At 62.3% G+C, this 24,959-nt stretch carries 20 protein-coding genes; 10 read left to right on the top strand and 10 right to left on the bottom strand.

Features of this window, described 5'->3' with window-relative positions:
* Position 1 precedes the first annotated feature (1 nt).
* Together J2X76_RS17365 and J2X76_RS17360 are read left to right on the top strand one after the other, a co-directional pair.
* Entirely contained in the window at positions 2–1,204 is a 1,203-nt protein-coding gene (locus tag J2X76_RS17365) for a CaiB/BaiF CoA-transferase family protein (protein WP_310218452.1), read from the top strand.
* Positions 1,201–2,862 (top strand): thiamine pyrophosphate-binding protein, encoded by a 1,662-nt coding sequence (locus J2X76_RS17360; protein ID WP_310218450.1) that lies wholly within the window; start codon positions 1,201–1,203, stop codon positions 2,860–2,862. The genes J2X76_RS17365 and J2X76_RS17360 overlap by 4 nt, the downstream gene beginning before the upstream one ends.
* A 149-nt stretch (positions 2,863–3,011) precedes the next feature.
* Here the strand turns inward: J2X76_RS17360 and J2X76_RS17355 are convergent, their stop codons facing one another.
* From J2X76_RS17355 to J2X76_RS17345, 3 genes are all read right to left on the bottom strand, one after another.
* Positions 3,012–3,353 carry a RidA family protein gene (locus J2X76_RS17355; RefSeq protein ID WP_113127083.1) on the bottom strand — a complete coding sequence of 114 codons (342 nt, stop codon included), beginning with the start codon at positions 3,351–3,353 and terminating at the stop codon, positions 3,012–3,014.
* 69 nt (positions 3,354–3,422) lie between these two features.
* Positions 3,423–3,761, bottom strand: coding sequence for a TIGR01244 family sulfur transferase (locus tag J2X76_RS17350; RefSeq protein ID WP_113127084.1), 339 nt, complete (start codon positions 3,759–3,761; stop codon positions 3,423–3,425).
* Positions 3,762–3,839: 78 nt separating this feature from the next.
* On the bottom strand, positions 3,840–4,679 hold the full coding sequence (locus tag J2X76_RS17345; RefSeq protein ID WP_310218447.1) for a DUF4432 family protein: 840 nt from the start codon (positions 4,677–4,679) through the stop codon (positions 3,840–3,842).
* A 193-nt stretch (positions 4,680–4,872) separates the two neighbouring features.
* On the opposite strand from J2X76_RS17345, the gene J2X76_RS17340 reads away from it, so the two are divergent.
* Positions 4,873–6,267 carry a L,D-transpeptidase gene (locus tag J2X76_RS17340; RefSeq protein WP_405030058.1) on the top strand — a complete coding sequence of 465 codons (1,395 nt, stop codon included), beginning with the start codon at positions 4,873–4,875 and terminating at the stop codon, positions 6,265–6,267.
* A 125-nt stretch (positions 6,268–6,392) separates the two neighbouring features.
* Positions 6,393–6,995: a ClpX C4-type zinc finger protein gene (locus tag J2X76_RS17335; RefSeq protein WP_310218443.1), complete on the top strand. Its 603-nt coding sequence runs from the start codon at positions 6,393–6,395 to the stop codon at positions 6,993–6,995.
* Positions 6,996–7,030: 35 nt separating this feature from the next.
* Here J2X76_RS17335 and J2X76_RS17330 read toward each other — a convergent pair whose 3' ends face one another.
* The 6 genes from J2X76_RS17330 to J2X76_RS17305 all read right to left on the bottom strand — a co-directional run bounded on the left by J2X76_RS17330 (position 7,031) and on the right by J2X76_RS17305 (position 14,424).
* On the bottom strand, positions 7,031–7,747 hold the full coding sequence (locus J2X76_RS17330; protein ID WP_113127088.1) for a ParA family protein: 717 nt from the start codon (positions 7,745–7,747) through the stop codon (positions 7,031–7,033).
* Between the two features lie 220 nt (positions 7,748–7,967).
* Positions 7,968–9,113 (bottom strand): iron-containing alcohol dehydrogenase, encoded by a 1,146-nt coding sequence (locus J2X76_RS17325; RefSeq protein ID WP_310218440.1) that lies wholly within the window; start codon positions 9,111–9,113, stop codon positions 7,968–7,970.
* The gene (locus J2X76_RS17320) at positions 9,110–10,495 is read right to left on the bottom strand and encodes an aldehyde dehydrogenase family protein (protein ID WP_310218437.1); all 1,386 of its coding nucleotides are present in this window, start codon (positions 10,493–10,495) and stop codon (positions 9,110–9,112) included. Before J2X76_RS17320 ends, J2X76_RS17325 begins: the two co-directional genes overlap by 4 nt.
* A 41-nt stretch (positions 10,496–10,536) precedes the next feature.
* Positions 10,537–11,907, bottom strand: coding sequence for a glutamine synthetase family protein (locus tag J2X76_RS17315; RefSeq protein ID WP_113127090.1), 1,371 nt, complete (start codon positions 11,905–11,907; stop codon positions 10,537–10,539).
* An 88-nt stretch (positions 11,908–11,995) separates the two neighbouring features.
* Complete coding sequence (locus J2X76_RS17310; RefSeq protein ID WP_310218435.1) at positions 11,996–13,546, bottom strand: amino acid permease; 1,551 nt, start codon at positions 13,544–13,546, stop codon at positions 11,996–11,998.
* Positions 13,547–13,647: 101 nt separating this feature from the next.
* Entirely contained in the window at positions 13,648–14,424 is a 777-nt protein-coding gene (locus tag J2X76_RS17305) for an N-formylglutamate amidohydrolase (RefSeq protein ID WP_310218433.1), read from the bottom strand.
* Between the two features lie 172 nt (positions 14,425–14,596).
* Here J2X76_RS17305 and J2X76_RS17300 point away from each other — a divergent pair, with 172 nt between their 5' ends.
* The 5 genes from J2X76_RS17300 (at position 14,597) to J2X76_RS17280 (ending at position 19,546) form a co-directional block, all read left to right on the top strand.
* Complete coding sequence (locus J2X76_RS17300; RefSeq protein ID WP_113127092.1) at positions 14,597–15,487, top strand: MurR/RpiR family transcriptional regulator; 891 nt, start codon at positions 14,597–14,599, stop codon at positions 15,485–15,487.
* A 149-nt stretch (positions 15,488–15,636) separates the two neighbouring features.
* Complete coding sequence (locus tag J2X76_RS17295; RefSeq protein WP_310218431.1) at positions 15,637–16,743, top strand: ABC transporter substrate-binding protein; 1,107 nt, start codon at positions 15,637–15,639, stop codon at positions 16,741–16,743.
* Between the two features lie 71 nt (positions 16,744–16,814).
* Positions 16,815–17,690 (top strand): ABC transporter permease subunit, encoded by an 876-nt coding sequence (locus tag J2X76_RS17290; protein WP_113127094.1) that lies wholly within the window; start codon positions 16,815–16,817, stop codon positions 17,688–17,690.
* Positions 17,687–18,475 carry an ABC transporter permease gene (locus J2X76_RS17285; RefSeq protein ID WP_113127095.1) on the top strand — a complete coding sequence of 263 codons (789 nt, stop codon included), beginning with the start codon at positions 17,687–17,689 and terminating at the stop codon, positions 18,473–18,475. The genes J2X76_RS17290 and J2X76_RS17285 overlap by 4 nt, the downstream gene beginning before the upstream one ends.
* A 9-nt stretch (positions 18,476–18,484) precedes the next feature.
* Positions 18,485–19,546: an ABC transporter ATP-binding protein gene (locus J2X76_RS17280; RefSeq protein ID WP_310218425.1), complete on the top strand. Its 1,062-nt coding sequence runs from the start codon at positions 18,485–18,487 to the stop codon at positions 19,544–19,546.
* Positions 19,547–19,646: 100 nt separating this feature from the next.
* Here J2X76_RS17280 and metH read toward each other — a convergent pair whose 3' ends face one another.
* On the bottom strand, positions 19,647–23,420 hold the full coding sequence (metH, locus tag J2X76_RS17275) for a methionine synthase (protein ID WP_310218423.1): 3,774 nt from the start codon (positions 23,418–23,420) through the stop codon (positions 19,647–19,649).
* Between the two features lie 193 nt (positions 23,421–23,613).
* On the opposite strand from metH, the gene J2X76_RS17270 reads away from it, so the two are divergent.
* Positions 23,614–24,870 (top strand): AGE family epimerase/isomerase, encoded by a 1,257-nt coding sequence (locus J2X76_RS17270; RefSeq protein ID WP_310218420.1) that lies wholly within the window; start codon positions 23,614–23,616, stop codon positions 24,868–24,870.
* Positions 24,871–24,959: the final 89 nt, after the last annotated feature.

The raw sequence follows: 24,959 nt of genomic DNA, 5'->3' as shown, positions 1-24,959 counted from the left end.
CATGACCCAGACACCCAAGAAACCGCCGCTTTCCGGCATCCGCGTCATCGAACTTGCCCGCGTGCTCGCCGGCCCCTGGGCCGGCCAGATGCTGGCCGACATGGGCGCCGACGTCATCAAGGTGGAAAACCCGGATGGCGGCGACGACACCCGCGCCTGGGGCCCACCCTTCGTGGAGAGCGCGAACGGCGAAAACCTGTCGGCCGCCTATTACCACTCCACCAATCGCGGCAAGCGCTCGATCGCCGTCGACCTGAAGACCGAGGAAGGCCAGGACATCGTGCGCCGGCTGGCCGCCACCGCCGACGTGCTGATCGAGAATTTCAAGCTCGGCGGGCTGGTCAAATACGGCCTCGACTACGAGAGCCTGAAAAAGATCAATCCGAAGCTGATCTATTGCTCGATCACCGGTTTCGGCCAGAACGGCCCCTACGCCAACCTCGCCGGCTACGACTATATCGTCCAGGGCATGTCCGGCTTCATGTCGATCACCGGCGAACCGGACGGCCAGCCGATGAAGGCGGGCGTGGCGATCGCCGACATCTTCACCGGCATCTATGCGGTGACCGCCATCCAGGGCGCGCTGATCCACGCGATGAAATCAGGCGAAGGCCAGCATGTCGACATGGCGCTGCTCGACGTCCAGGCCGGTATCCTCGCCAACCAGAACATGAATTACCTGATCTCGGGCGAAGCGCCGGTACGGCTCGGCAATGCCCATCCGAACATCAGCCCCTACGAAGTCGTGCCGACCGAAGACGGCCACCTGATCCTCGCGGTCGGCAATGACGGCCAGTTCCGCCGTCTCTGCCGCATCCTCGGCATCGAAGGCGTCGCCGACGACGAACGTTTCGCCACCAACAAGGCACGCGTCGCCAATCGCGTCGAAGTGCGCAGGCTGATTCTCGCGCAGACATCGAAATGGAAGAAGGCAGACCTGCTTGCCGCCTGCGGCGACAATGCCGTGCCTGCCGGACCGATCAACTCGATCGCCGAAATGTTCGACGACCCGCAGGTCAAGGAACGCGGGCTCCGGATCGATCTCGAAGCGGCCGACGGCACCGTCATTCCGGGCGTGCGCAGCCCGATCGTGCTGTCGGAGACACCGCTTGCCTATCACCGGCCGAGCCCCGCACTCGGCGAACATACCGCCGACGTGCTGGCGGAACTGGAAGCCATGGAAAAGAGGGGGAGTGAGAAATGAAAACCGTCATCAGGACCGGAGGCCAACTCATCGTCGAGGCGCTGAAGGCAAACGGCGTCAAGCGTATCTCCTGTGTTCCGGGCGAAAGTTATCTCGCCGTGCTCGACGCGCTTTATGAAAGCGGCATCGAGGTGCTCGTCTGCCGCCAGGAAGGTGGCGCTGCGATGATGGCCGACAGCTGGGGACGCCTCACCGGCGAGCCCGGCATCTGCATGGTGACCCGTGGTCCCGGCGCAACCAACGCCTCGGCCGGCCTGCATATCGCAAGGCAGGATTCAATCCCGATGATCCTCTTCGTTGGCCAGATCGGCCGCGACATGAAGGAGCGCGAGGCATTCCAGGAAGTCGAATACCGCCGTGCCTTCACCGAATTCGCCAAATGGGTCGGCGAGATCGACGATGCCCGCCGCATTCCCGAATTCGTCACCCGCGCCTTCGCGGTCGCCACGTCAGGCCGTCCCGGCCCGGTCGTGCTGACGCTGCCGGAGGACATGCTGGTCGAAGAGGTCGAGGCCGTCGAGGCGCGCGCCTACATGCCCGTCGAAAGCCATCCAGGCAAAAGCCAGATCGCCGCGTTCGAAACCTTGCTGAAGAATGCCGAGCGTCCGATGTTCGTCCTCGGCGGCACCCGCTGGAGCGAAGAGGCGCATGCGGATTTCGCCGATTTCGCCAGCCGCTTCAAGGTGCCGGTCGGCTGCTCCTTCCGCCGCCAGATGCTGTTCGATCACCTGCATCCCTCCTATGCGGGCGATGTCGGAATCGGCATCAATCCGGTGCTCGCCAAGGCGGTGAAAGAGGCGGACCTGCTGGTGCTGCTCGGCAGCCGCATGTCGGAAATGCCCTCCTCCAGCTATACGCTGATCGACATCCCCTATCCGAAGCAGAAGCTCGTCCACATCTTCCCGGATCCTGAAGAACTCGGCCGCATGTACCGGCCGGATCTGGCGATCTGCGCCGCACCTGCGGAATTCGTCGCCGCGCTGAAGGATCTGGAGCCGCCCGCCGCCCCGATCTGGGCCGAACGGAAATCGGCGCTGCACGACGCCTATCTCAAATGGTCGACGCCGCCGGAGGCCGGCCCCGGCCCGGTCAGGATGGGTCCGATCATGCAATGGATCGAGGAAAACGTGCCGGACGACGCTATCTTCACCAATGGCGCCGGCAACTATGCCACCTGGCTGCACCGTTTCCACCGTTTCCGGAAATACAATACCCAGTCCGCCCCGACCTCCGGCTCGATGGGCTACGGCCTGCCGGCCGCGGTCGCCGCCAAACAGCTGTTTCCGCAGCGTGAAGTCGTCTGCTTTGCCGGCGACGGCTGCTTCATGATGCACGGCCAGGAGTTCATCACCGCCGTGCGCTATGGCCTGCCGATCATCACCGTGCTGGTCAACAACGGCATCTACGGCACGATCCGCATGCACCAGGAGCGCGAATATCCCGGCCGCGTCAGCGCCACCGACCTCGTCAACCCGGATTTCGTCGCCTATGCCAAGGCTTTTGGCGGACACGGGGAACTGGTGGAGAAAACGGAGGAGTTCGGCCCCGCCTATGAGCGGGCTCGCGCCAGCGGAAAACCGTCGATCATCGAGGTGAGGCTCGATCCGGAAGCGATCACGCCGGCGCGGACGCTGACGCAGATCCGGGAAAAGGCTTGAGGATTTGGCGGTGCCCCTCATCCGGCTGCCGCCACCTTCTCCCCGCATGCGGGGAGAAGGACATATGCCGCACCCTCCGAGCGCCGCATGAGGCAAGTCCCCTCGCCCCGTCAGAACGGGGAGAGGGTTAGGGTGAGGGGCGCTCTTGCTTAGATCGCAGCAGTAACGATAAATTCGACCTTGTATTTCGGCGCGGCAAGCTTGGCTTCGCTGGTAGCGCGGGCCGGCGGGTTGGCTGGGTCGATCCAGCCTTCCCAGACGGCGTTCATTTCGCCGAAATAGGCGATGTCAGAGAGATAGATGATCGTCTGCAAGATCTTCGACTTGTCCGAACCGGCGGCTGCCAGCAGGCGGTCGACTTCGGAAAGCGCGTCCTTGCACTGGTCGGTGACACTCTCGCCCTCGCCGACCTGGCCGGCGAGATAGACGGTGTTGCCGTGGACGACGGCGCCGCTCATGCGGGCGCCCGGCTCGATGCGCTGGATGCTCATGGAATTCTCCTCAAAAAATTGAGCTTCGGGAAAAGGCCCCGCGCGAACGGCACGAGGCTGCGGAAGTCTTCAGCCGCGCAGATGCTGGCTCTTTTCGTAGATCGCGGTCGAACGGGCGCCGGAACGGCAAAACCCGAGCATCGGGCGGGGGAATTCCTCAAGCGCATCGACCATCGCGTTGACGCCCTGTTCGTCGACGCCCATGCGTCCGACCGGGATGTGGCGGATGTCGAGGCCGAGTTCCTTGGCGCGGGCTTCGATCTGGGCATAATGCGGCTGGCCCGGCTCCTCGTCGTCCGGACGGTGGCAGACGACCGACTTGAACCCCATGGCCTTTACCTGGTCGAGATCCTCGACGGTGATCTGGCCGGTGACGGAATACTCGTCGTTGATCTGGCGGATATCCATGGACTTAGCCCTCCGTTCTGATTGAGGCGAAAGCATTACGACGGTGCCCTTTGGGCGTCAATCGCCGAACGACATCTCTCACACGAAGCAGAAGCGCAGGCCGTATTCGACGCTTTCGCCCGGCCTGACGGAGCCGAGTTCACCACTCCCGGCAAGCTCCCCGCGGCTTGCCATGCGATGCGACACTGGCTCGATCCCGAGTACGTGCGCCGGTGCCTTCTGGTTGCGCCAGACCTGCAGATGCGGCAGCGTGTCGGTCCTGAACTTCACCTTGAGCGTCAGCCCGCCGATCGCCGCGATCGGCCCGAGCGCGACCTCGGCCCACTGCTCGCCCTCGACCGCCGCCGGCACGCAGAATATGCCGCCGGTCTCGCCGCCGAAGGTCCAGGGAAAGCCGCCGCCTTCGAGCATCCTGCCGGTAAGCCTGACCCGGTCGTCAAACAGCCATGCGCCGATATTCATATGGTACATATGCACCCGCGCGAACGGCTTCGAACCGGTATTGGTGACCTTGTCCGACAGGCTCACCTCGCCGGTCGCGCCGTCGATACGCCAATGCCTTTCCAGAAGCGCCGTTTCGCCCGTCGCAAGCGTCACTGGCACGCGCGCGCGGCATTCGGCATCCGGCCCCTGCGCGTCCCAGAACAGGATCTCGGCCGGGTGCGAGGAGAAGGATCCGTGCAGGGGATATTTGCGGCCGTCGGCCGAGCCTTCGATGGCCTCCGGATGACGGATATGGTCCGGCCCGCAGGTGAAGAGAAAGCCTTCGAGCGAATGATCGATTCGCGGATCGCCGTCGTCGGGAATGGCCCGGCCCGGCGCGAGGTCCACATCGCCGATGAAACAGCCTCCGATATCGAGAACCGAGCTCTCGTCGAGGAAAATCCTCGGTCCGTTGGCAGCCGAAAAAGCCTTCATAATCATTCCCTTCACGGTTTCGTCAAAACTTCTAACCCATCGTGATGTGAATTTAACGGTGCGTTCATGACGAATTCACTTTTTCCACACTACGGTCAAATTTACCTTGTCTGTGGCGACAGGCGCACGGGCGGGAACCAATGTCCGATTTCCCGATTACGTGTAGGTAGGAAACAAGGAAGTCGGTGACATCGTGAAGCGGCTATTTTTTGCATGTGCAAGCCTGATGATCTTGACCGCGGCGCAGGGGATCTCCTCCGCCGAGGCCCAGAACCGTTATGGCCGCTATCCCTCGGAAACGATGCTTGTCGCTCCTGACGGCTCGATCCTCGATTACGAGCCGGACCGCCGCGACGTCATCATCAGCCGCGACGGCATGGGCCGCCGCGTGCTGATCGACCATTTCGGCAATGTCGTCGCGACCGAAATCCGCCAGGAGACCTATCGCCCCAACCGGAGGCAGGAATATCCGCCGGCGCCGGGCGGTTACCGTTCCCTGCGCGATTCGGGCGGCTACCAGCAGGATGCCGGCGGTTATCGCGATTACCGCGAATACCGGCCCGGCGAGCCCGGAGCCATTACCGGCGGCATCCCGGGGCGAGGCTCGGTCAGCCGCATGCCGCTGGATGATCAGGCCCTCCCCGGCGCCGACGACGGCTATCCGCAGGAAGCCTCGATCGAGCAGGACCAGCGCCCTGCCGAAACACTTCTGCCGCAGAAGCCGATCATCGCCGTCACCAAGAAGCCGCAGGCCCAGATCGCGGCACTCCAAGTGTTTCTGGACCGTGAAGGCATCTCGCCCGGCGTCATCGACGGCCATCTCGGCGACAACGTCAACAAGGCGATCGCCGCCTGGCAGGAAATGACCGGCGAGACGCTCGATCCGAACAATTCCGAGGACATCCTGCAGCGGCTGACCTATTCGGGCGGCCTGCCGATCGTCGACTACACGATCACCCCGGCCGATGCCGCCGGCCCCTATGTCGCCTCGATCCCGGAAGACTATGCGCACAAGTCGCAGCTGCCGGCCATGTCCTATACGTCGGTGACCGAAAAGCTCGCCGAGCAGTTCCACATGGACGAAGGTTATCTCAAGGCGCTCAATCCGGGCGTCGATTTCACCATCCCCGGCTCGACCATCAAGGTCATCAATCCCGGCCAGCCGAAGGTTGGGCAGGTCACCCGCATCATCGCCGACAAGAGCAAGAAACAGGTTTTTGCCTATGGAGCCGACAACAAGCTGATCGCGGCTTATCCGGCGACCATCGGTTCGACCGACACGCCCTCGCCGACAGGAACCCATACGGTCGAACGCATCGCGCTCGATCCGGGCTATACCTACAATCCGAAGATCAATTTCAAGCAGGGCAATAACGACCAGATCCTGCAGATCCCGCCAGGCCCGAACGGCCCGGTCGGTACGGTGTGGATTGCGCTCTCGAAACCCACATACGGCATCCACGGCACGCCGGAACCCTCCAAGATCGGCAAGACCAACAGCCATGGCTGCGTGCGCCTGACCAACTGGGATGCAAGGGAACTCGCCAAGATGGTCAAGCCCGGCACAACGGTCGAATTCATCGAATAAGGTTCCAGAACAACGCTTGAGCCGTCGGCACCCGTTGCCGGCGGTTTTTGTTTGCCCGGCAATTGGCTTCATGCGACAGCGACCCTAGTTTTTCGCCAGAGGCATGTATATCGGCGGTGGATGGAATGGATTTCCCAACGAGACTGAAAGGCGCCCTGTCCCTTCTCTTCGGACGCGGGGACGATGAAGCCGTCTGCTCCTTTTGTGGCGAAAACCGCCGCTCCGTCGAAATGATCATTGCCGGTCCGGCAGCGACAGCGATCTGCAATCGCTGCGTCATCGTCTGCAACCAGGTCATGCTGGAGCATCAGGGCCCGCCCGGCTTCCGCCGCCATGCGGAAAAAGATCACGAAAAGACAATCGCGATACCGCTCGCCCATGACGAAGTCCTGCTGGGCGCTCCCGAGCGGGTCGCGCTCGAGCAAATGCTGCATGTCCTCGTCGAATCGCTTCCGCAAAGCAGATTGATCGGCTGGAGCTACATGCATTCGCAGGATCGGTTCGACCTGCTGACGGTCGAGATCTTGACGACGTCCGGAATGGCTCCGGGTGACATCGGCAACCTCGCCCAGCAGAACTGGCGCCGGATGCGCGACCGGTTCATCGCCGCGCGCAAAATCCCGGCCAATCAGGAAGAGCCGGACCTGATCGCAACCGCCGCCGCCGCGACCCAGGCGGCCGGCGCCTATGCAAAGGCGGTCGGCTCTTTCGAACCGACCGCCTCCTGAGCGAAATTTTGGGATCGCCGGCCCCCGGATGGTGATCAGGCGGCGTGGCGGCCCAGTCCGAAGAGGCGCGACGCGGCCGAACGGGTGATCTTCACAGGCATGAGGCGCAGGACTTCCTTCGCAAAGGCGCCGGCATTTTCCTTCGCCTTGTCGACATTGCTGACCTTGGCCGGGTCGAGCGTGTGCAGCGTGCCGCCGGTCTCGAACAGTTCCTTGAAGGCGATGCGTTCGCCGATCGGCGTATCGAGGACATGAACGCCGCGGGCCGCAAGCAGGCCCTTGATGGTCAGAAGCGCCTTGGTGGTCACCATCGAGGTGACGCGCGTCAGCACCACCGAATGCGGGATCACCAGGCCGGCTTTTTCCTTCATGTAGGACAGAAGGTCGAGAATCTGCGCCGCACCCTTGGCATCCATGGCCGATCCCTGAACCGGGATCATCACATGGTCGGAAAGGCCGATCGCCGTGGTCACCAGCGCATCACGGGCACCGGCGAGGTCGATGATGAAATAATCGGTGCGCGATGCCATTTCCCGCAGGTGACACTGGAGCGATGCGAGGGTGACTTCCGATACCACCTCGATGTTGCGTACCGCGCCAGAGGTTTCGAACCACTGGCTGATCCAGCGCTGGGGATCGCCATCGATGACGGTGACACGAAAACCCTGATGGGCGAGTTCGGTCGCGAGCAGGAGCGCGGCGGTCGTTTTTCCGGCTCCACCCTTGGCATTGGCAAAGGAAATTACTGGCATTGTCGGTCCTCGAAGAAGTCTAGAGCCACATCGCTCACGAGGACACCGGGAAGCATGGTGTCATAAACGCCATCCTTTCCAAACATGGTTAACGAATTGCAAATTTCGCTTCCATTAATATCACCCAAAAGATTTAGCTTCCGGCTCTAAAATGCGGAAAAGCCCGGAGGTTTCGGCCTCCGGGCTTCGTTAACGCCGATCTTGCGACGATCGAGAAGTCTTAAAAGCAGTCGAGGAAAAGCGCCTTGGTGTTCTCCATCGTCATGGTGACGGGGTTGCCGCCGCAGCTCGGGTCTTCCATCGCCATGGCCGTCAGCTCATCGATTCGGTCAGGCTTGATGCCCATCGCCGTAAGGTTGTCCGGTACGCCGAGTTCCGAGCGCAGCGACAGGACGTAATCGTAGAACCCGTCGAAGCCGCCTGAAATGCCGAGATAAGCGGCGGCGCGGGCGATCTTGTCCTCTATCGCCGGGCGATTGAAGCGCAGCACCGGCGGCATGACGACCGCATTGGTCATACCATGATGGGTATTGTAGACCGCGCCGATCGGGTGCGACAGCGAATGGATGGCGCCGAGCCCCTTCTGGAAGGCGACTGCCCCCATGGCGGCGGCCGACATCATGTTGGTGCGGGCTTCGAGATCCGCTCCGTCCTTATAGGCGCGCGGCAGGAATTCCTTGACGAGCCGCATGCCTTCGAGCGCGATGCCGCCGGACATCGGGTGGTAGAAGGGCGATGAATAGGCTTCCAGGCAATGGGCGAATGCATCCATGCCGGTGCCGACGGTGATCACCTTCGGCATGCCCATGGTCAGTTCCGGATCGCAGATGACGACGCCCGGCAGCAGTTTCGGATGGAAGATGATCTTCTTCACATGGGTGACGGAATTGGTGAGCACCCCTGCCCGGCCAACCTCCGACCCGGTGCCCGCCGTGGTCGGCACGGCAACGATCGGCGCAATCTTGGCAGCATCGGCGCGTGTCCACCAGTCGCCGATATCCTCGAAATCCCACACGGGCCTGGTCTGGCCGGCCATGAAGGCGATCAGCTTGCCGAGATCGAGGCCCGAACCGCCGCCGAAGGCGACGACGCCGTCATGGCCGCCGTCCTTGTAAGCCCTGACGCCGGCTTCGAGATTGTTCTCGTTCGGATTGGGGTCGACATCCGCAAAGATCGCCCGGCCGAGGCCCGCTTCTTCGAGCACATCCAGCGCATGACCGGTAATCGCCATCGAGGCCAGTCCCCGGTCGGTGACCAGAAGCGGCTTTTTCAGGCCGAGCGTCCTGCAGGCGTCCGCCAGTTCCTTGATCCGTCCGCGGCCCAGCTTGACGGCGGTCGGATAGCTCCAGTTCGCGACGATATTCATTTCGTGACCTTCTTCAGGTGATAGGATTTCGGGCGGGTCAGGTTGTGGAAGCCGAGGACGGAGAGCGAACCGCCGCGCCCGGTTTCCTTGACGCCGGTCCAGACCAGCGCCGGGTCGAGGTAATCGGCGCGGTTCATGAACACCGTGCCGGTTTCGAGCTGGCTGCCGATCCGGTTGGCACGATCGACATCTGGGGTCCACAGCGACGCCGTCAACCCGTAGCGGCTGTCGTTCATATAGCCGATTGCCTCCTCGTCGTCCTTCACCTTCATGATGCCGACGGCCGGACCAAAGGTCTCTTCGCGCATGATCTCCATGGAATGATCGACATCGACCAGAACCTGCGGCGCCAGATAGGCGCCGCCGTCATCGGTGGGGAAAAGCTTGGGATCGACGAGCGCCCTGGCGCCGCTCGCCACCGCATCGGCGATCTGCTGGCGCACCACCTTGGCGAAACGCTTGTTGGCCATCGGCCCGAGCGTCGTTTCCTTGTCGAGCGGATTGCCGAGCTTGTAGTTCGATACCCAGGCGACCGACTTCTCGACGAAGCTGTCGTAGAGCGATTCGTGCACGTAGATGCGCTCGATGCCGCAGCAGCACTGGCCGGAATTGTAGGTCGCGCCGTCCATCAGCGTATCGACGGCGGCGTCGAGATCGGCATCCTCCATCACGTAACCCGGATCCTTGCCCCCGAGTTCGAGCCCGATGCCGATAAAGGTGCCGGCCGCGGCGCGTTCGATCGACCGTCCGCCCTCGACCGAACCCGTGAAATTGATGAAGTTGAACAGCCCTTCCGAAATCAGCTTTGCCGACGTCGCGTGGTCGAGGAAGATGTTCTGGAAAACATCCTCGGGAACCCCGGCCTCGACGAAGGCGCGCACCATACGCTCGCCGACGAGCAGCGTCTGCGAGGCATGCTTGATGACGACCGCATTGCCTGCCATCAGCGCCGGCGCGACAGTGTTGATCGCCGTCATATAGGGATAGTTCCACGGCGCGATGACGAACACGACGCCATGCGGCTCGCGTTCGATACGGCGTTCGAAAGACGCACTGTCTTCGACGCGCAGCGGCGCCAGCGCATCGGCCGCAATCGAGGCCACATAGTTGGAACGCTCGTTGAAGCCCTTGAACTCGCCGCCGTAACGCACCGGCCGGCCCATCATCCAGGCAAGCTCCGGCACCACCTCGTCGACCATCTCGTTAAGACGTGCAACGCCCTTCAGCACCAGCTGGACGCGCTCGTCGAGCGGCCGCTTCGCCCAGGCCTTCTGCGCATGCCGAGCCCGGCCGACGGCCTCTGCTGCGGCCTCTGGCGACATGGCCGGACGTTCGGCATAGACCGAACCGTCGACCGGCGAGATACATTGGATCATCGTCATGATCGGTATTCCCATTGCGTTTTTGATGTGTGCGGAGAGATCTACACCCTCTCGAAGCCGCGTGCCACTTCCCAATCCGTCACGCGGCGGTCGTATTCCTCCTGCTCCCATTGGCCGGCGCGGACATAATGGTCGATGACGTCGTTGCCGAAGGCGGAACGCAGCAGCTCCGACCCGTTCAGAAGATCGATCGCATCGCGCAGCGTCCGCGGGATTTCGCGGATACCCTTGCCGCCATAGGCATCACCGACGAAGGCCGGCTCAAGCGCCATCTTCTTCTCGATCCCGTCGATGCCGGCGGCGATCAGTGCCGCCATGGCGAGATAGGGGTTGAGGTCGGAGCCGCCGACACGGCATTCGACGCGGATCCCCTTGGTCGCCTCGCCGCAAAGACGGTAGCCGGCGGTGCGGTTGTCCTTCGACCAGACGGCCTTGGTCGGCGCGAACGTGCCGGCCATGAACCGCTTGTAGGAATTGATGTAGGGCGCCAGGAAATAGGTGATCTCGCTTGCATGCGCGAGCAGCCCGGCGATGTAATGCCTCATCAGTTCTGACATGCCGTGCTCGCCGTCCTTGTCAAAGAACAGCGGGGTCTTGCCGTCGGCGCTCCATAGCGACTGGTGGATATGCGACGAGCTGCCGGCAGCGGAATAGTTCCACTTGGCAAGGAAGGTGATCGCCTTGCCCTTGCCCCAGGCGATTTCCTTGGCTGCATTCTTGATGATCACGTGCCGGTCGGCCATGGTCAGCGCATCGGCATAACGGACGTTGATTTCCTCCTGGCCGGCCGACGCCTCGCCCTTGGAGTTTTCGACCGGAATGCCGGCGCCCTGCAGCCCGGTGCGGATCGCCCGCATGACCTCCTCTTCCTTGGTGGTCTGGAAGATGTGGTAGTCCTCGTTATAACCGCTCGCGAGCTTCAGGTTGCGATAGCCGTTTTCGCGGGCCTGGTCATAGCTCTGGTCGAACAGGAAGAACTCGAGTTCGGTCGCCATGAAGGCCGACATGCCCATTGCTTCCAGCCGCTTGACCTGAGCCTTGAGGATGGCGCGCGGCGAATGCGGCACCTCTTCATGGGTGTGATGGTCGAGCACGTCGCAGAGCACCAGCGCCGTGCCTTCGAGCCAGGGCAGTTTCCGCAATGTCGAGAGGTCCGGCTTCATCGTATAGTCGCCGTAGCCCTGCTCCCAGCTCGTCGCCTTGTAGCCGGAAATGGTCTCCATCTCGATATCCGTCGCCAGCAGATAATTGCAGCTATGGGTTTCCTTGTAGGCGCTTTCGACGAAATATTCCGCCTGGAACCGCTTGCCCATCAGGCGGCCCTGCATATCCACCTGGGCGGCGATGATCGTATCGATGCTGCCGTCGGCGACATCGCGCTTCAGGTCGTCGAAGGAGTAAATCGGGGTCATGCCTCACATCCATTTCAAGAGGGTGAACCGCCACGACCTTTCGCGTGTCGTGGCGGCGGGATCATAGGGGCTTCAGGCCCGGTCGCGCTTACTTTTCTCCGACGGCCGCTTCCGCAGCGGCGATCTCGGCCTGCCGCTTGGCGATGGCGTCGCCGATCGGCGGCCCCATGAAGCGCCGGTTCTCGAAGGCGAACCACACAACCCCGGTCAGCACCAGGAAGCCGACGGTGATTTCGAGCGCCCAGTCGTTCGGCGGCTGGATGCCGATGAAGAAGATCACGATCATCGAGATGATCGCCAGGACAGCGACCAGCTTGTAGACCGGAACGCCCATGTTCCAGGGTCCCATGTTCGGCCATTTCGCGGTGCCGATGGTGAACAGGCCGAGCGCGATCGGCAGGGCGAAGGACAAGAACAGGAAGATGACCGTGCAGGACACGACGATCGAATAGGCCGGCGTGCCGGCAATGGTGATCGCCGAGGTGAACCAGACGAACAGGACGGCGAGGATGGAGCCGGTCCAGATCGCCGCGACCGGCGAACGGTATTTCGGGCTGACCTTGGCGAGCACCGACGACGCAGGCAGGCCCTTGTCGCGCGAGAATGCGAAGATCATCCGCGATACCGACGTGACGGTGGCCAGCCCGCACAGCAGCTGCGAGATGAAGATCAGGAAATACAGGATGCTCTTCACGGTCGGGTTCATCTGCGCGTCCATCGCCCAGAAGAACACGTTCCAGCCCTGCTTGGCCGCGTCGTCCATGTTCGGGATCATCAGCACGAAGGCGCACAGCATGATGTAGCCGAACACGGCGGACCACACGACGGCCGAGACCATGCCGCGCGGCACCGACTCCGCCGCCTTGACGGTTTCCTCGGACGTATGCGCCGAGGCGTCATAGCCTGTGATCGTGTAGATCGGCAGGAGCAGGCCGAGAAGAAAGGCCATGGTGCCCGAAACGCTGTTCGGCCAGACGAGCGCCGCCCCTTCCGTGCCGGTATAGTTGGCGAAGGTGAAGAGCCGCGCGAAATCGAAGCCTGGGGCTGCGATAAGGCATGCGACCGTCAGCAGGATCGCGGTCGCGAAGATCAGATAGCCGGAAAAGTCGGTGAGCTTCGCCGTCAGGCCGATGCCGAAATGATTGATGCCGGCCTGCAGCCCGGTGATGACGGCAACGAAAACCACGCGGTGCGTCAGCGTGTCCTCGATGCCGAAAGTCGGTCCGAAGGCACCGAAGAAGAAATAGAACGTCCCGACATTGATGGCGCCGAGCACGGTGACGAGGCCGAGCAGGTTGAGCCAGGCGGAAAGCCAGCCGGTAAAGCGGTTGCCGAGGATCGATCCCCAGTGATAGAGGCCGCCGGCCGTCGGATAGGCCGAGCCGATCTGCGCCAGCCCGAGCGCGAAGATGCCGGAAATCAGGCAGCCGAGCGGCCAGCCGATGCCGATCGAGGCGCCGCCGGCACCGGCGGTCGCCTGGCCCAGCGAATTGATGCCGCCGGAGAGAATGCAGATAATGGAAAAGGAAATTGCAAAGTTGGAAAAGGAGCTCATGCGCCGCTCGAGTTCCTGCGCATAGCCCATCGAATGCAGGATATGAATATCCTGCTTTTTATCGCCTTCTGTATAATCGGACATGACTTCCCCCTGTTGGCAGAAAGACCGCGCCATCGCGGCCATCCGGTTTGTCCTTCCCGCGGAATTGATCGCGGGCATGCGAGCTGCTGCTCCCCGGGTCTTTATCTTTGGACGTCTGCGAGGCTTTCCCGCAGCAATCCTGTCAGAAAATCGGCCGCGACCCCCTGGCCGATTTCGTCTGTTATGAGGTCGTTCCTGATTTCGATCATGACGTTGAGAAGCCCCGCCGGCAGGGCGTGGACTTCCAGCGTATGCGTTACGCCGTCCGCCGGCCCATAGGGCTCGTTGCGCTCGACGCGGTAGAGATGGGTGTCGGATGCGGCTTCCAGCATCCGGTCGGCGAGCCGGCTGTCGGTATCGTGAAGCACACCGATCTCGACTGGCCGTTCCTTGCCGAAATAGACCGGCGTGAAGCTGTGAACGGTGACCAGCGCCGTCTTCTGCCCCCTCGCCCGCCTCGCTGCGATCTCCTCGCGGATGCGGCTGTGGAACGGGAGGTAGATCGCCGTGGTCCGGCGGGATTTCTCCGCCTCGGAGAGGTTCTCGTTGCCGGGGATCCGGAAGATTTCCGACACGTCGCGCATCGCGGCAGGCGATTCCGGCGGTCGGTTGCAGTCGTAGATGAGGCGCGAAAACCGCTGGTGGATCAGTGTCGCGTCAAGGCTCTTCGACAATAGCCGGGAGACTGCAAGCGCCCCCGGATCCCAGGCGATATGCGAGGCGAGCGCATCCTTGGAAAGCCCAAGATCGCCATAACGTTCCGGCAGGCGCAGCGACGCATGTTCGCAGACGAGAAGCACCTCTCCGCGAGCGTCGGCATTGTCCACGGCAACGGGCTCGCCATCCGCCTCCGTAAAGAATTCCGACTGCACCAGCATGAACGCGTTCCGGAAAAAATCGTTTAAATTGGATTAAGAAGAGAATTCTTCACTTTCCGGCCGCCGTCAACGTGATTCTGAAATTTTCTCTTCACCCGCTCCATTGACACCTGTCACAAAAGTACTTTTAACTCGTGTCATAAACCGGCGAAGACCGGAGGGAACAGCTTTCGTGCCAGCAACTGCGCGCACCGTATCAGATGTCATTCGTGTTCGTTACGACAGCCTGACGCGCGCGGAAAAACAGTTGGCCGACAGCCTATTGGAGAATTATCCGGTGTCGGGGCTCGGCAGCATCACTGTGATCGCGGAGAACGCCGGCGTTTCGACGCCGACGGTTGCGCGAATGGTGCAGAAGCTCGGCTATCGCGGTTATCCGGAATTCCAGTCGCATCTCCACCAGGAGCTCGAGGCGACGATCTCCAATCCGATCGCCAAGCACGACCGCTGGGCTTCCAATGCGCCGGGCACCCATATCCTCAATCGCTTCGCCGACGCCATCACCGCCAATCTGCGCGATACGCTTTCGGATCTCGACACCACCACTTTTGAGGGTGCCGCCACACTTCTGCGTGATCGCAACCGCGGCATCTACTTCGTCGGCGGCCGCATTACCGGGGCGCTGGCCGAGTATTTTTTCACCCACATGCAGGTCATCCGTCCGAAGACGACGCTGATCTCCACCAATTCCAGTTCCTGGCCGCAGCACGTGTTGAACATGAGTGCCGGCGACGTCCTGGTGATCTTCGATATCCGCCGCTACGAGCAGGAGATGGCGACGCTGGCGGAAGCCGCGCGGGCGAACGGCGTCGTGATCGTCTTGCTGACCGACGTCTGGGCTTCGCCTGTCGCCAAATACGCGCAGCATATATTCAAGGTGCGGATCGAGGCGCCGTCGGCCTGGGACAGCTCCGTCATTACCCTGTTCGTCGTCGAGGCGCTGATCGAGGCGGTGCAGAGCGCGACCTGGGAGGAAACCCGCGAACGCATGAACTCTCTGGAAGGTCTTTTCGAGCGGACGATGCTGTTCCGCCGGCCGGGCCGCCAGAGCCGTCCCGACTGACCGTCGGGGACCCGAAATATGCCGGTAATCCGGGAGTTTCATGAGCGAATGCTCATCCTCCGGCCTGTCATATACGATACATAAACTGGCTCTACGAGTCGCGCCGAAACGATCCGGACCACACGACCTGAACCCTCAAGGAGGATACCGTGCTCAACAAGACCCAACGTCTTCTTTCCCTGACGACCGCCCTCGTCATCGCCTCCACCGCCATCGCCGCCGCCGAGCCGAGCGCCGAGCTGATCGCAGCCGCCAAGAAGGAAGGCACGCTGACCACGATCGCCCTGCCCCATAGCTGGTGCGGTTATGGCGACGTCATCGCCGGCTTCAAGGCGAAGTACGGTCTCGAAGTCAACGAACTCAACCCGGATGCCGGTTCGGGCGACGAAATCGAAGCCATCAAGGCCAACAAGGGCAACAAGGGCCCGCAGGCTCCCGACGTCATCGACGTCGGCCTCTCCTTCGGCCCGAGCGCCAAGGCCGAAGGCCTGATCCAGCCCTATAAGGTCTCCACCTGGGATTCGATCCCGGCCGACGCCAAGGATGCTGACGGCTTCTGGTACGGCGACTATTACGGCGTTCTCGCCTTCCTGGTGAACGAGGACCTCGTCAAGACCTCTCCGAAGGACTGGTCCGATCTCCTGAAGTCCGACTACGCCAATGCCGTCGCGCTTGCCGGCGATCCGCGCAGCGCCAACCAGGCCGTTCAGGGCGTTTATGCCGCCGGCCTCTCCGGCGCCAAGGGCGACTCCGCCAAGGCCGGCGACGAAGGCCTGAAGTTCTTCGCCGAACTCAACAAGAAGGGCAATTTCGTGCCCGTCACCGGCAAGGCCGCACCGTTCGCGCAGGGCACCACGCCGATCATCGTCGCCTGGGACTATAACGCGCTCTCCTGGGGCGAAAGCCTGAAGGGCAACCCGCCCTTCGAGGTCGTGGTTCCGGCATCGGGCGTCGTTGCCGGCGTCTACGTCCAGGCGATCTCCGCCTTTGCGCCGCATCCGAACGCTGCGAAACTGTGGATGGAATACCTCTATTCCGACGAAGGTCAGCTCGGCTGGCTGAAGGGATATTGCCACCCGATCCGCTTCAACGATCTTGCCAAGAACAACAAGATCCCGAAGAACCTGCTCGACGCACTGCCCCCGGCAGCCGCCTATGAGAAGGCCGTATTCCCGACGCTCGAACAGCAGGCCGCCGCCAAGGAAACGATCACCAAGAAATGGGATAGCGTCGTCGGCGCCAACGTCGCAAAGTAACCCGAACAAGACCGACCTCCCGCGCCGCCCGGCGCGGGAGTTTTCCCGTTTTCCCTGGATGGCCACCGTTCATGACCACCGCTTCCACGTCATTCGTCGATCGCCGGACAGTCATAGACTGGCTCGGCATCGTGCCGTTCATGGTATTTGCGCTCGCCTTCCTGATTATTCCGACGCTCTACCTGATCGTCGGCGCCTTCTTTAATCCGGCCGGCGAATTCACGTTTCAGAATATTGTCGATCTCTTTTCGCCTTCCATCCTCGGCGCCTACTGGATCAGTATCCGCGTCTCGGTGGCATCGGCGCTCGGTGGCGGATTGATCGGCTTCTTCCTCGCCTGGGCCGTCGTGCTCGGCGGCGTGCCGTCCTGGATACGCTCCAGCCTGCTGACGTTTTCCGGCGTTGCCTCGAATTTCGCCGGCGTGCCGCTCGCCTTCGCCTTCCTCGCCACGCTTGGCCGGACCGGTCTCGTCACCGTCTTCATGCGCGACTGGTTCGGCTTCAATCTCTACTCGACCGGCTTCAACCTGCTCTCGTTCTTCGGCCTGACCATCACCTACATGTTCTTCCAGATCCCGCTGATGGTGCTGATCCTCACCCCGGCGCTCGACGGGTTGAAGAAGGAATGGCGTGAGGCAGCCGAGATCCTCGGTGCGTCCAGCTGGCAATATTGGCGCATGGTGGTGCTGCCGATCCTCTGGCCGAGCCTGATGGGCGCGACGCTTCTCCTGTTCGCCAACGCCTTCGGCGCGATCGCCACCGCCTTTGCGCTCACCGGTGCCTCGCTCAACATCGTGCCGATCCTGCTCTACGCCCAGATCCGCGGCGACGTGCTGCACAATCCGAACCTCGGTTATGCGCTTGCCCTCGGCATGATCGTCATCACCGGCATTTCCAACGTCCTCTACATCTGGCTGCGCACCCGCGCCGAACGGTGGCAGAAATGAAGGCGTCCAAGATCCTCGCCTGGCTCGCGATCGCCATCGGCGCGATTTATTTCTTCGTGCCGCTGATCGGCACGTTCGAATTCTCGCTGCGCATGCGGCGCGGCGTCTATTCCTTCGACGCCTACCAGTCGGTCTTCACCGACGACCAGTTCCGGGCCACCTTCGGCTTCTCCATGCTGATGGCGCTGGTGACGATCGTCGTCGGCATGCTGCTCATCGTGCCGACGGCCTATTGGGTGCGGCTGCGGCTGCCGCAGATGCGGCCAGTCGTCGAATTCATCACGCTTCTGCCGCTCGTCATCCCGGCGATCGTCATCGTGTTCGGCTACCTGCGTCTCTACAATTCCTCGTCCTGGATCCCGTTCACCGGCTCGACGCAGGGCACCAACATCCTGCTGACCTTCTCATACGTGACGCTGGCGCTTCCCTACATGTACCGTTCGGTCGACACGGCGATGCGGACCATTGATGTCAGGACGCTGACCGAGGCCGCGGAAATCCTCGGCGCCAAATGGCCGACGATCATGTTCCGCTGCATTTTCCCGAACGTCATGTCCGGCGTGCTCTCGGGCGCCTTCATTACGCTTGCGATCGTCATGGGCGAATTCACCATGGCGGCCCTTCTCAACCGTCCGGCCTTCGGCCCCTATCTCCAGCTGGTCGGCGCCAACAAGGCTTACGAGCCTTCGGCGCTCGCCGTCATCGCCTTTGCGATCACCTGGCTCTCGATGGGGCTGATCCAGCTCGTTTCCCGCTTCAGCAAATTGACGCCGTCCAGGCCGTAAGGAATTTTGATGTCGTTTCTCGTTCTCGAAAGTATCAAGAAGAGCTTCGGCGCCACCCAGGTGGTCAAGGACTTCAACATGTCCATCGAGAAGGGCGAATTCGTCTCCTTTCTCGGGCCGTCCGGCTGCGGCAAGACGACCGTCCTGCGCATGATCGCCGGCTTCGAAAGCCCGAGCGACGGCGCCATCTCGATCAACGGCCGGAACCAGAACACGCTGAAGACCAACCAGCGCAATATCGGCATGGTCTTCCAGGCCTATGCGCTGTTTCCGAACATGAACGTCTTCGACAACGTCGCCTTCGGCCTGAAGGTGGCCGGCAAGTCCAAGGATGAGATCGAAACGCGCGTCAAGGAAATGCTCAAGCTGATCGGACTAGACCACCTGGCCGACCGCTATCCCTACCAGATGTCCGGCGGCCAGCAGCAGCGCGTCGCACTCGCCCGCGCGCTCGCCCCGAAACCGCAGGTCCTGCTGCTCGACGAGCCGCTGTCGGCGCTCGACGCAAAAATCCGCGTTTCGCTGCGCGAGGAAATCCGCCAGATCCAGCGCCAGCTCGGCATCACCACCGTTTTCGTCACCCATGACCAGGAAGAAGCGCTGTCGATCTCGGACCGGATCGTCGTCATGAATGCCGGGCGCGCCGACCAGATCGGCACGCCGTCGGAAATCTACAACCGCCCGACCACCCGTTTCGTCGCCTCCTTCGTCGGCACGCTCAACATCATCGAGGCGACGGTGATCGATCCCGCCGCCAACACCGTCCAGGTGGGCGAGAACACGATCCGGCTGAGGGAAACGATCGGCGCGCTGAAAGGCGGTGACAAGCTGTCCATCGCCCTTCGCCCGGAGGCCGGCTCGCTGTCCGAAAGCGCCAAGGGCGATACCTCGCTGACCGGCCAGGTGATCTCGTCGCATTTTCTGGGATCGGTCATCCGCACCAAGCTCGATGTCGGCGGCAACCAGATTTCCTTCGACATGTTCAACTCGCCGGACGCCGTCCTGCCGCAACCGGGCGAGACCTTGACCCTGCGCTTCAACGCCCACGATTTCCTGATCGTCAGGGACTGATCCGCCCGCAAGCAGGACATGCCGCACCATCATCCGTGGCTCGGCAAAAAGGGGCGCACTTGGCGCCCCTTTTTGATTGTCGCAGCCGGTCGTGCCCGGTTTATGCCGCGTCGTCCACCGCATCCTGGCCAGACGACGGAACGTAGTTGAGGACCGGACCGAGCCAGCGCTCGACCTCCTCGACCGACATGCCCTTGCGCTTGGCATAATCCTCGACCTGGTCGCGTTCGACCTTGGCCACGCCGAAGTAATAGGAGGCCGGATTGCCGATATAGAGGCCCGAGACAGAGGAGCCGGGCCACATCGCGTAGCTTTCCGTCAGAACGACGCCCGTCGCCTGTTCCGCGTCGAGCAGCCGGAACAGCGTCGCCTTTTCCGTATGGTCCGGCTGTGCCGGATAACCGGGCGCCGGCCGGATGCCGCCATAGGCTTCGGTGATCAGTTCCTCGGAAGAGAAATTCTCGTCGGGCGCATAACCCCAGAACTCCTTGCGGACCCGCTCGTGCATGCATTCGGCGAAGGCTTCGGCAAAACGGTCGGCCAGCGCCTTGACGAGGATCGACGAATAGTCGTCGTTGGCCCGCTCGAACCGTTCGGCAATCGCCACTTCCTCGATGCCTGCCGTGACGACGAAGCCGCCGACATAGTCCTCGAGGCCGGTCGCAACCGGTGCGACGAAATCCGACAGCGCCACGTTCGGCCGGCCGTCCCGCTTCGAAAGCTGCTGACGCAGCGTGAAGAAGGTCGCCAGTTCTTCGGCGCGGGTTTCATCCGTATAGACGCGGATATCGTCACCGACGGCATTGGCCGGCCAGAAGCCGATCACCGCGCGCGGCCGGAACCATTTTTCCGCGATGATCTTGTCGAGCATCGCCTGCGCATCGGCATAGAGCTGGCGCGCCGCCTCGCCCTGCTTTTCGTCTTCGAGGATCGCCGGGAAACGGCCCTTCAGTTCCCAGGTCTGGAAGAACGGCGTCCAGTCGATATATTTCGCCAGTTCCGCCAGATCGTAGGTCTCGAACACTTTGGTACCGGTGAACTGCGGCTTGGTCGGCCGGTAGGACGACCAGTCGACCTTCTCGGCATTGTCGCGGGCACGGGCGATCGGCAGGCGCGTCTTTTCCGCTTCCGAACGGGCATGCGCGGCAGCCACCTTGGCATATTCGGCCTGCACCGTGCTGATATAGCTCGGCTTCGCCTCTTCGGAGAGAAGCGAGGAGACGATACCGACGGCACGGCTGGCGTCGGTCACGTAGATCGCCTGACCGCGATCGTAGCGCGGATGGATCTTCACGGCGGTATGAACACGGCTGGTCGTCGCGCCGCCGATCAGAAGCGGAATGTCGAAACCCTGCCGCTCCATTTCCGACGCCACATGCACCATCTCGTCGAGCGACGGGGTGATCAGGCCGGAAAGCCCGATGATATCGACCTTCTCGGCAATCGCCGTTTCGAGGATCTTGGTCGAGGGCACCATCACCCCGAGATCGATGATCTCGTAATTGTTGCAGGCGAGCACGACGCCGACGATGTTCTTGCCGATATCGTGCACATCGCCCTTGACGGTCGCCATCAGCACCTTGCCGGCCGACTTCTTCTCGTCGCCGCCATTCAAGCGCTTTTCTTCCTCCATGTAGGGAAGCAGCACGGCCACGGCCTGTTTCATCACGCGGGCGGATTTCACCACCTGCGGCAGGAACATCTTTCCGGAGCCGAACAGGTCGCCAACCACGTTCATGCCGGCCATCAGCGGGCCTTCGATCACATGCAGGGGCCTTTCGGCATTCTGGCGCGCCTCTTCAGTGTCCGCCTCGATGAACTCGGTAATGCCATTGACGAGCGCGTGCGAAAGCCGCTTCTCCACCGGCCATTCGCGCCAGGCGAGATCCTTTTCCTTGGCTTCCTTCGATCCGGCGCCGCGATAGCGTTCGGCGATTTCGAGCATACGCTCGGTCGCGTCGTCGCGGCGATTGAGCACGACGTCTTCGCAGGCCTCGCGCAGTTCCGGATCGATGTTCTCGTAGATGGCGAGCTGCCCGGCATTGACGATGCCCATGTCCATGCCCGCCTGGATGGCGTGGTAGAGGAACACCGCATGCATCGCCTCGCGCACCGGCTCGTTGCCGCGGAACGAGAAGGACAGGTTCGAAACACCGCCCGAGACATGCACGAGCGGCATGCGCTCGCGGATCGTCCTGGTCGCCTGGATGAAGGCGAGACCGTAGCTGTTATGCTCCTCGATACCCGTCGCCACCGCAAAGATGTTCGGGTCGAAGATGATGTCTTCCGGCGGGAAATCCGCTTCTTCGGTCAAAAGCTTGTAGGCGCGTTCGCAGATGGCCACCTTGCGCTCGTAGGTATCGGCCTGGCCTTGTTCGTCGAAGGCCATGACCACGACGGCAGCTCCGTATTTCCGCAAGAGCTTGGCCTGGGCGATGAATTTCTCCTCGCCCTCCTTCATCGAGATCGAATTGACGACCGCCTTGCCCTGGACGCATTTCAGGCCGGCTTCCATGATCTCGAACTTCGACGAGTCGAGCATGATCGGCACCCGGGCGATATCCGGCTCGGCGGCGATCAGGTTGACGAACTCGACCATCGCCCGCTGCGAGTCGATCAGGCCTTCGTCCATGTTGATGTCGATGACGGAAGCGCCGTTTTCCACCTGGTCGCGGGCAATCGCCAGCGCGGCGGTAAAGTCACCCGCGGTGATCAGCTTGCGGAATTTCGCCGAGCCGGTGACGTTGGTGCGTTCGCCGACATTGACGAACGGCACGTCCTTGGTGAACTCGAAAGGTTCGAGGCCCGAAAGCGACATGAACGGCCGGTGCTCCGGCACTTCGCGCGGCTTGAACGGCGCGACCGCCTCGGCAATCGCGCGGATATGGTCCGGCGTCGATCCGCAGCAGCCGCCGACCACGTTGACCAGCCCTTCCTCGGCGAAACCGCGGATCTGGCGGGCCATATCGTCAGGCGATTCGTCATAACCGCCGAAGGAATTCGGCAGGCCGGCATTCGGATAGGCGGAGATGAACGTATCGGCGACGCCCGAAAGCTCCTGCAGGTGCGGCCGCATCGCATCGGCGCCGAGCGCGCAGTTGAGACCGACGGTGAAGGGCTTGGCATGACGGACCGAGGACCAGAAGGCCGACGGCGTCTGGCCGGACAGGGTGCGGCCGGAAAGGTCGGTGATCGTACCGGAAATCATTACCGGCAGGCGGATGCCCTTCGCCTCGAAGCGCTCGGCACAGGCGAAGATCGCCGCCTTGGCATTCAGCGTATCGAAGATCGTCTCGATCAGGATGATGTCGGCGCCGCCGTCGATCAGGCCGTCGAGCTGTTCGCCGTAGGCGATGCGCAGGTCGTCGAATGTCACCGCTCGGTAACCGGGATTGTTGACATCGGGCGAGATGGAGGCGGTGCGGTTGGTCGGGCCGATGGCGCCGGCGACGAACCGGCGGCGGCCGTCCTCCTTCTGAGCCCTCAGCACCGCGCGCCGCGCCAGCCGGGCGCCGTCGCGGTTCAGGTCGTAGACGGCATTCTCCATCTGGTAGTCGGCCTGGGCGATACGGGTCGACGAGAACGTATTGGTCTCGATGATGTCGGCGCCGGCCTTCGCGTAACGGTAATGGATGTCCTCGACCGCCTGCGGCTGCGACAGAATCAGCAGGTCGTTATTGCCCTGCTGATGGCAGGCACAGCCCGCAAACCGCTCGCCGCGGAAATGTCCCTCGTCGAAACCGAGCCCCTGGATTTCCGTACCCATGGCCCCGTCGATGACCAGGATACGCTCGCGCGCAGCCGCCTTGAGCGCCGCCAATATCTCGGCGCCATCACGCGCCGCAGCCTCGGGGCCAAAGAGTTCGTCGAACATGGCACATCCCTTCATCGTTCCGATTTCGCTCAATAACCGCATAAAGATATCTTTATGTCAATATATAACCGTTCAGACGCTTCATGTCGGCATGCCCGGAATAATCGATCCGACAAGGGCGATGACAGGCAACCTGCGGGGCGCTATAGGCGTTCTTGAGCGACATCCGCCCAACTCCGATTCCGAGGTTTTCATGAGCGACACCCGTCAGAAAGAAACCAACTGGGCGAGCCTTCCCTATCATCGTCGCTGGCTCCTCGATCAGGCGGACGGGCTCTTTGATTTCTTTCAGTACCGGGCCATCAACCCCAAGGGCGGTTTCTTCGATCTCGACGACCAGGGCTCGGCCCTTGGCGGCGCCAATCCGACCCGCGGCATCCACGCCTCGGCGCGCATGGTGCATTGCTTCTCGATCGGCTACATGCTCGGCCGGCCGGGATCGGGCGACATCATCGACCACGGCATGCGCACGCTCTGGGAGCGCCATCGCGATACCGAATATGGCGGCTATTTCTGGCAGGTCAACGATGACGGCGCGGTCGATTCCAACAAGCAGGGTTATGGCCACGCCTTCGTGCTGCTCGCCGCGTCTTCGGCAAAGGTCGCCGGCCATCCGCTCGCCGACAAGATGCTGGCCGATATCGGCGAAATTCTCGAAACCCGATTCTGGGAACCGCGCCACGGCGCGATCGCGGAAGAATTCAATCGCGACTGGTCGCCGATCGATGGCGGCAGCTATCGCGGCCAGAACTCCAACATGCACCTGACCGAAGCGCTGATGGCCGCCTTCGAGGCGACCGGCGAAACGGCCTATCTCGACAAGGCGGAAAGCATTGCCGACCTCGTCATCCGTCGTTCCGCCGGCAGCGTCGGGTTCAGGGTCGCCGAACATTTCGATCCCGACTGGACGATCGACAAAGATTATTACCATCCCGACGAAATGTTCCGGCCGGCCGGCACGACGCCCGGCCATTGGCTCGAATGGTCGCGGCTCCTGCTGCAGCTCTGGACGCTCGGGGGCAAGAAGCACGCCTGGATGCCGGATGCGGCGAAATCGCTTTTCGTCCAGTCCATGTCACTGGGCTGGGACAAGGAGAAGGGCGGCTTCTTCTATACGCTCGACTGGGCCGACAAGCCGGCCAAGACCAACAAGCTCTGGTGGCCGATGTGCGAGGCAGCTGGCGCCGCGCATTTCCTCAACGAGCACCTGCCGGCCGACGGCTTCTACGAGGACAGCTACCGGCGCATCTGGGGCACGATCGCCAACCGCTTCATCGATCACAAGAACGGCGGCTGGCACGAGGAGCTGACCGAGGACCTCGTGCCTGCACATACCCTCTTCCCCGGCAAGGGCGACATCTATCACGCCCTGCAGGCCTGCCTCATTCCGCTCTTCCCGGCAAACGGCAGCCTGACGAGGGTGATCGCCGAGGCCGAGGGACGTATCTGAGACGTTCGGGCGACGTCACCCGACGGTGACGGAACCATCCCGACCTTCACCGGTTTCCGACACGACGACACCGTCATATCGGAACATCG

This window comes from Neorhizobium sp. 2083 (assembly GCF_031455615.1).
Lineage (GTDB): Bacteria > Pseudomonadota > Alphaproteobacteria > Rhizobiales > Rhizobiaceae > Neorhizobium.
Note: the sequence above shows the minus strand (reverse complement) of the source record. Positions and strands in the feature narration are given on the sequence as shown.

Bases quoted from the DNA above. Each gene is read 5' to 3' on its own strand.
- J2X76_RS17365 (WP_310218452.1), top strand. From the start codon at position 2: ATGACCCAGACACCCAAGAAACCGCCGCTTTCCGGCATCCGCGTCATC.
- J2X76_RS17360 (WP_310218450.1), top strand. From the start codon at position 1,201: ATGAAAACCGTCATCAGGACCGGAGGCCAACTCATCGTCGAGGCGCTG.
- J2X76_RS17355 (WP_113127083.1), bottom strand. From the start codon at position 3,353: ATGAGCATCCAGCGCATCGAGCCGGGCGCCCGCATGAGCGGCGCCGTC.
- J2X76_RS17350 (WP_113127084.1), bottom strand. From the start codon at position 3,761: ATGGATATCCGCCAGATCAACGACGAGTATTCCGTCACCGGCCAGATC.
- J2X76_RS17345 (WP_310218447.1), bottom strand. From the start codon at position 4,679: ATGAAGGCTTTTTCGGCTGCCAACGGACCGAGGATTTTCCTCGACGAG.
- J2X76_RS17335 (WP_310218443.1), top strand. From the start codon at position 6,393: ATGGATTTCCCAACGAGACTGAAAGGCGCCCTGTCCCTTCTCTTCGGA.
- J2X76_RS17330 (WP_113127088.1), bottom strand. From the start codon at position 7,747: ATGCCAGTAATTTCCTTTGCCAATGCCAAGGGTGGAGCCGGAAAAACG.
- J2X76_RS17325 (WP_310218440.1), bottom strand. From the start codon at position 9,113: ATGAATATCGTCGCGAACTGGAGCTATCCGACCGCCGTCAAGCTGGGC.
- J2X76_RS17320 (WP_310218437.1), bottom strand. From the start codon at position 10,495: ATGACGATGATCCAATGTATCTCGCCGGTCGACGGTTCGGTCTATGCC.
- J2X76_RS17315 (WP_113127090.1), bottom strand. From the start codon at position 11,907: ATGACCCCGATTTACTCCTTCGACGACCTGAAGCGCGATGTCGCCGAC.
- J2X76_RS17310 (WP_310218435.1), bottom strand. From the start codon at position 13,546: ATGTCCGATTATACAGAAGGCGATAAAAAGCAGGATATTCATATCCTG.
- J2X76_RS17305 (WP_310218433.1), bottom strand. From the start codon at position 14,424: ATGCTGGTGCAGTCGGAATTCTTTACGGAGGCGGATGGCGAGCCCGTT.
- J2X76_RS17290 (WP_113127094.1), top strand. From the start codon at position 16,815: ATGACCACCGCTTCCACGTCATTCGTCGATCGCCGGACAGTCATAGAC.
- J2X76_RS17285 (WP_113127095.1), top strand. From the start codon at position 17,687: ATGAAGGCGTCCAAGATCCTCGCCTGGCTCGCGATCGCCATCGGCGCG.
- J2X76_RS17280 (WP_310218425.1), top strand. From the start codon at position 18,485: ATGTCGTTTCTCGTTCTCGAAAGTATCAAGAAGAGCTTCGGCGCCACC.
- metH (WP_310218423.1), bottom strand. From the start codon at position 23,420: ATGTTCGACGAACTCTTTGGCCCCGAGGCTGCGGCGCGTGATGGCGCC.
- J2X76_RS17270 (WP_310218420.1), top strand. From the start codon at position 23,614: ATGAGCGACACCCGTCAGAAAGAAACCAACTGGGCGAGCCTTCCCTAT.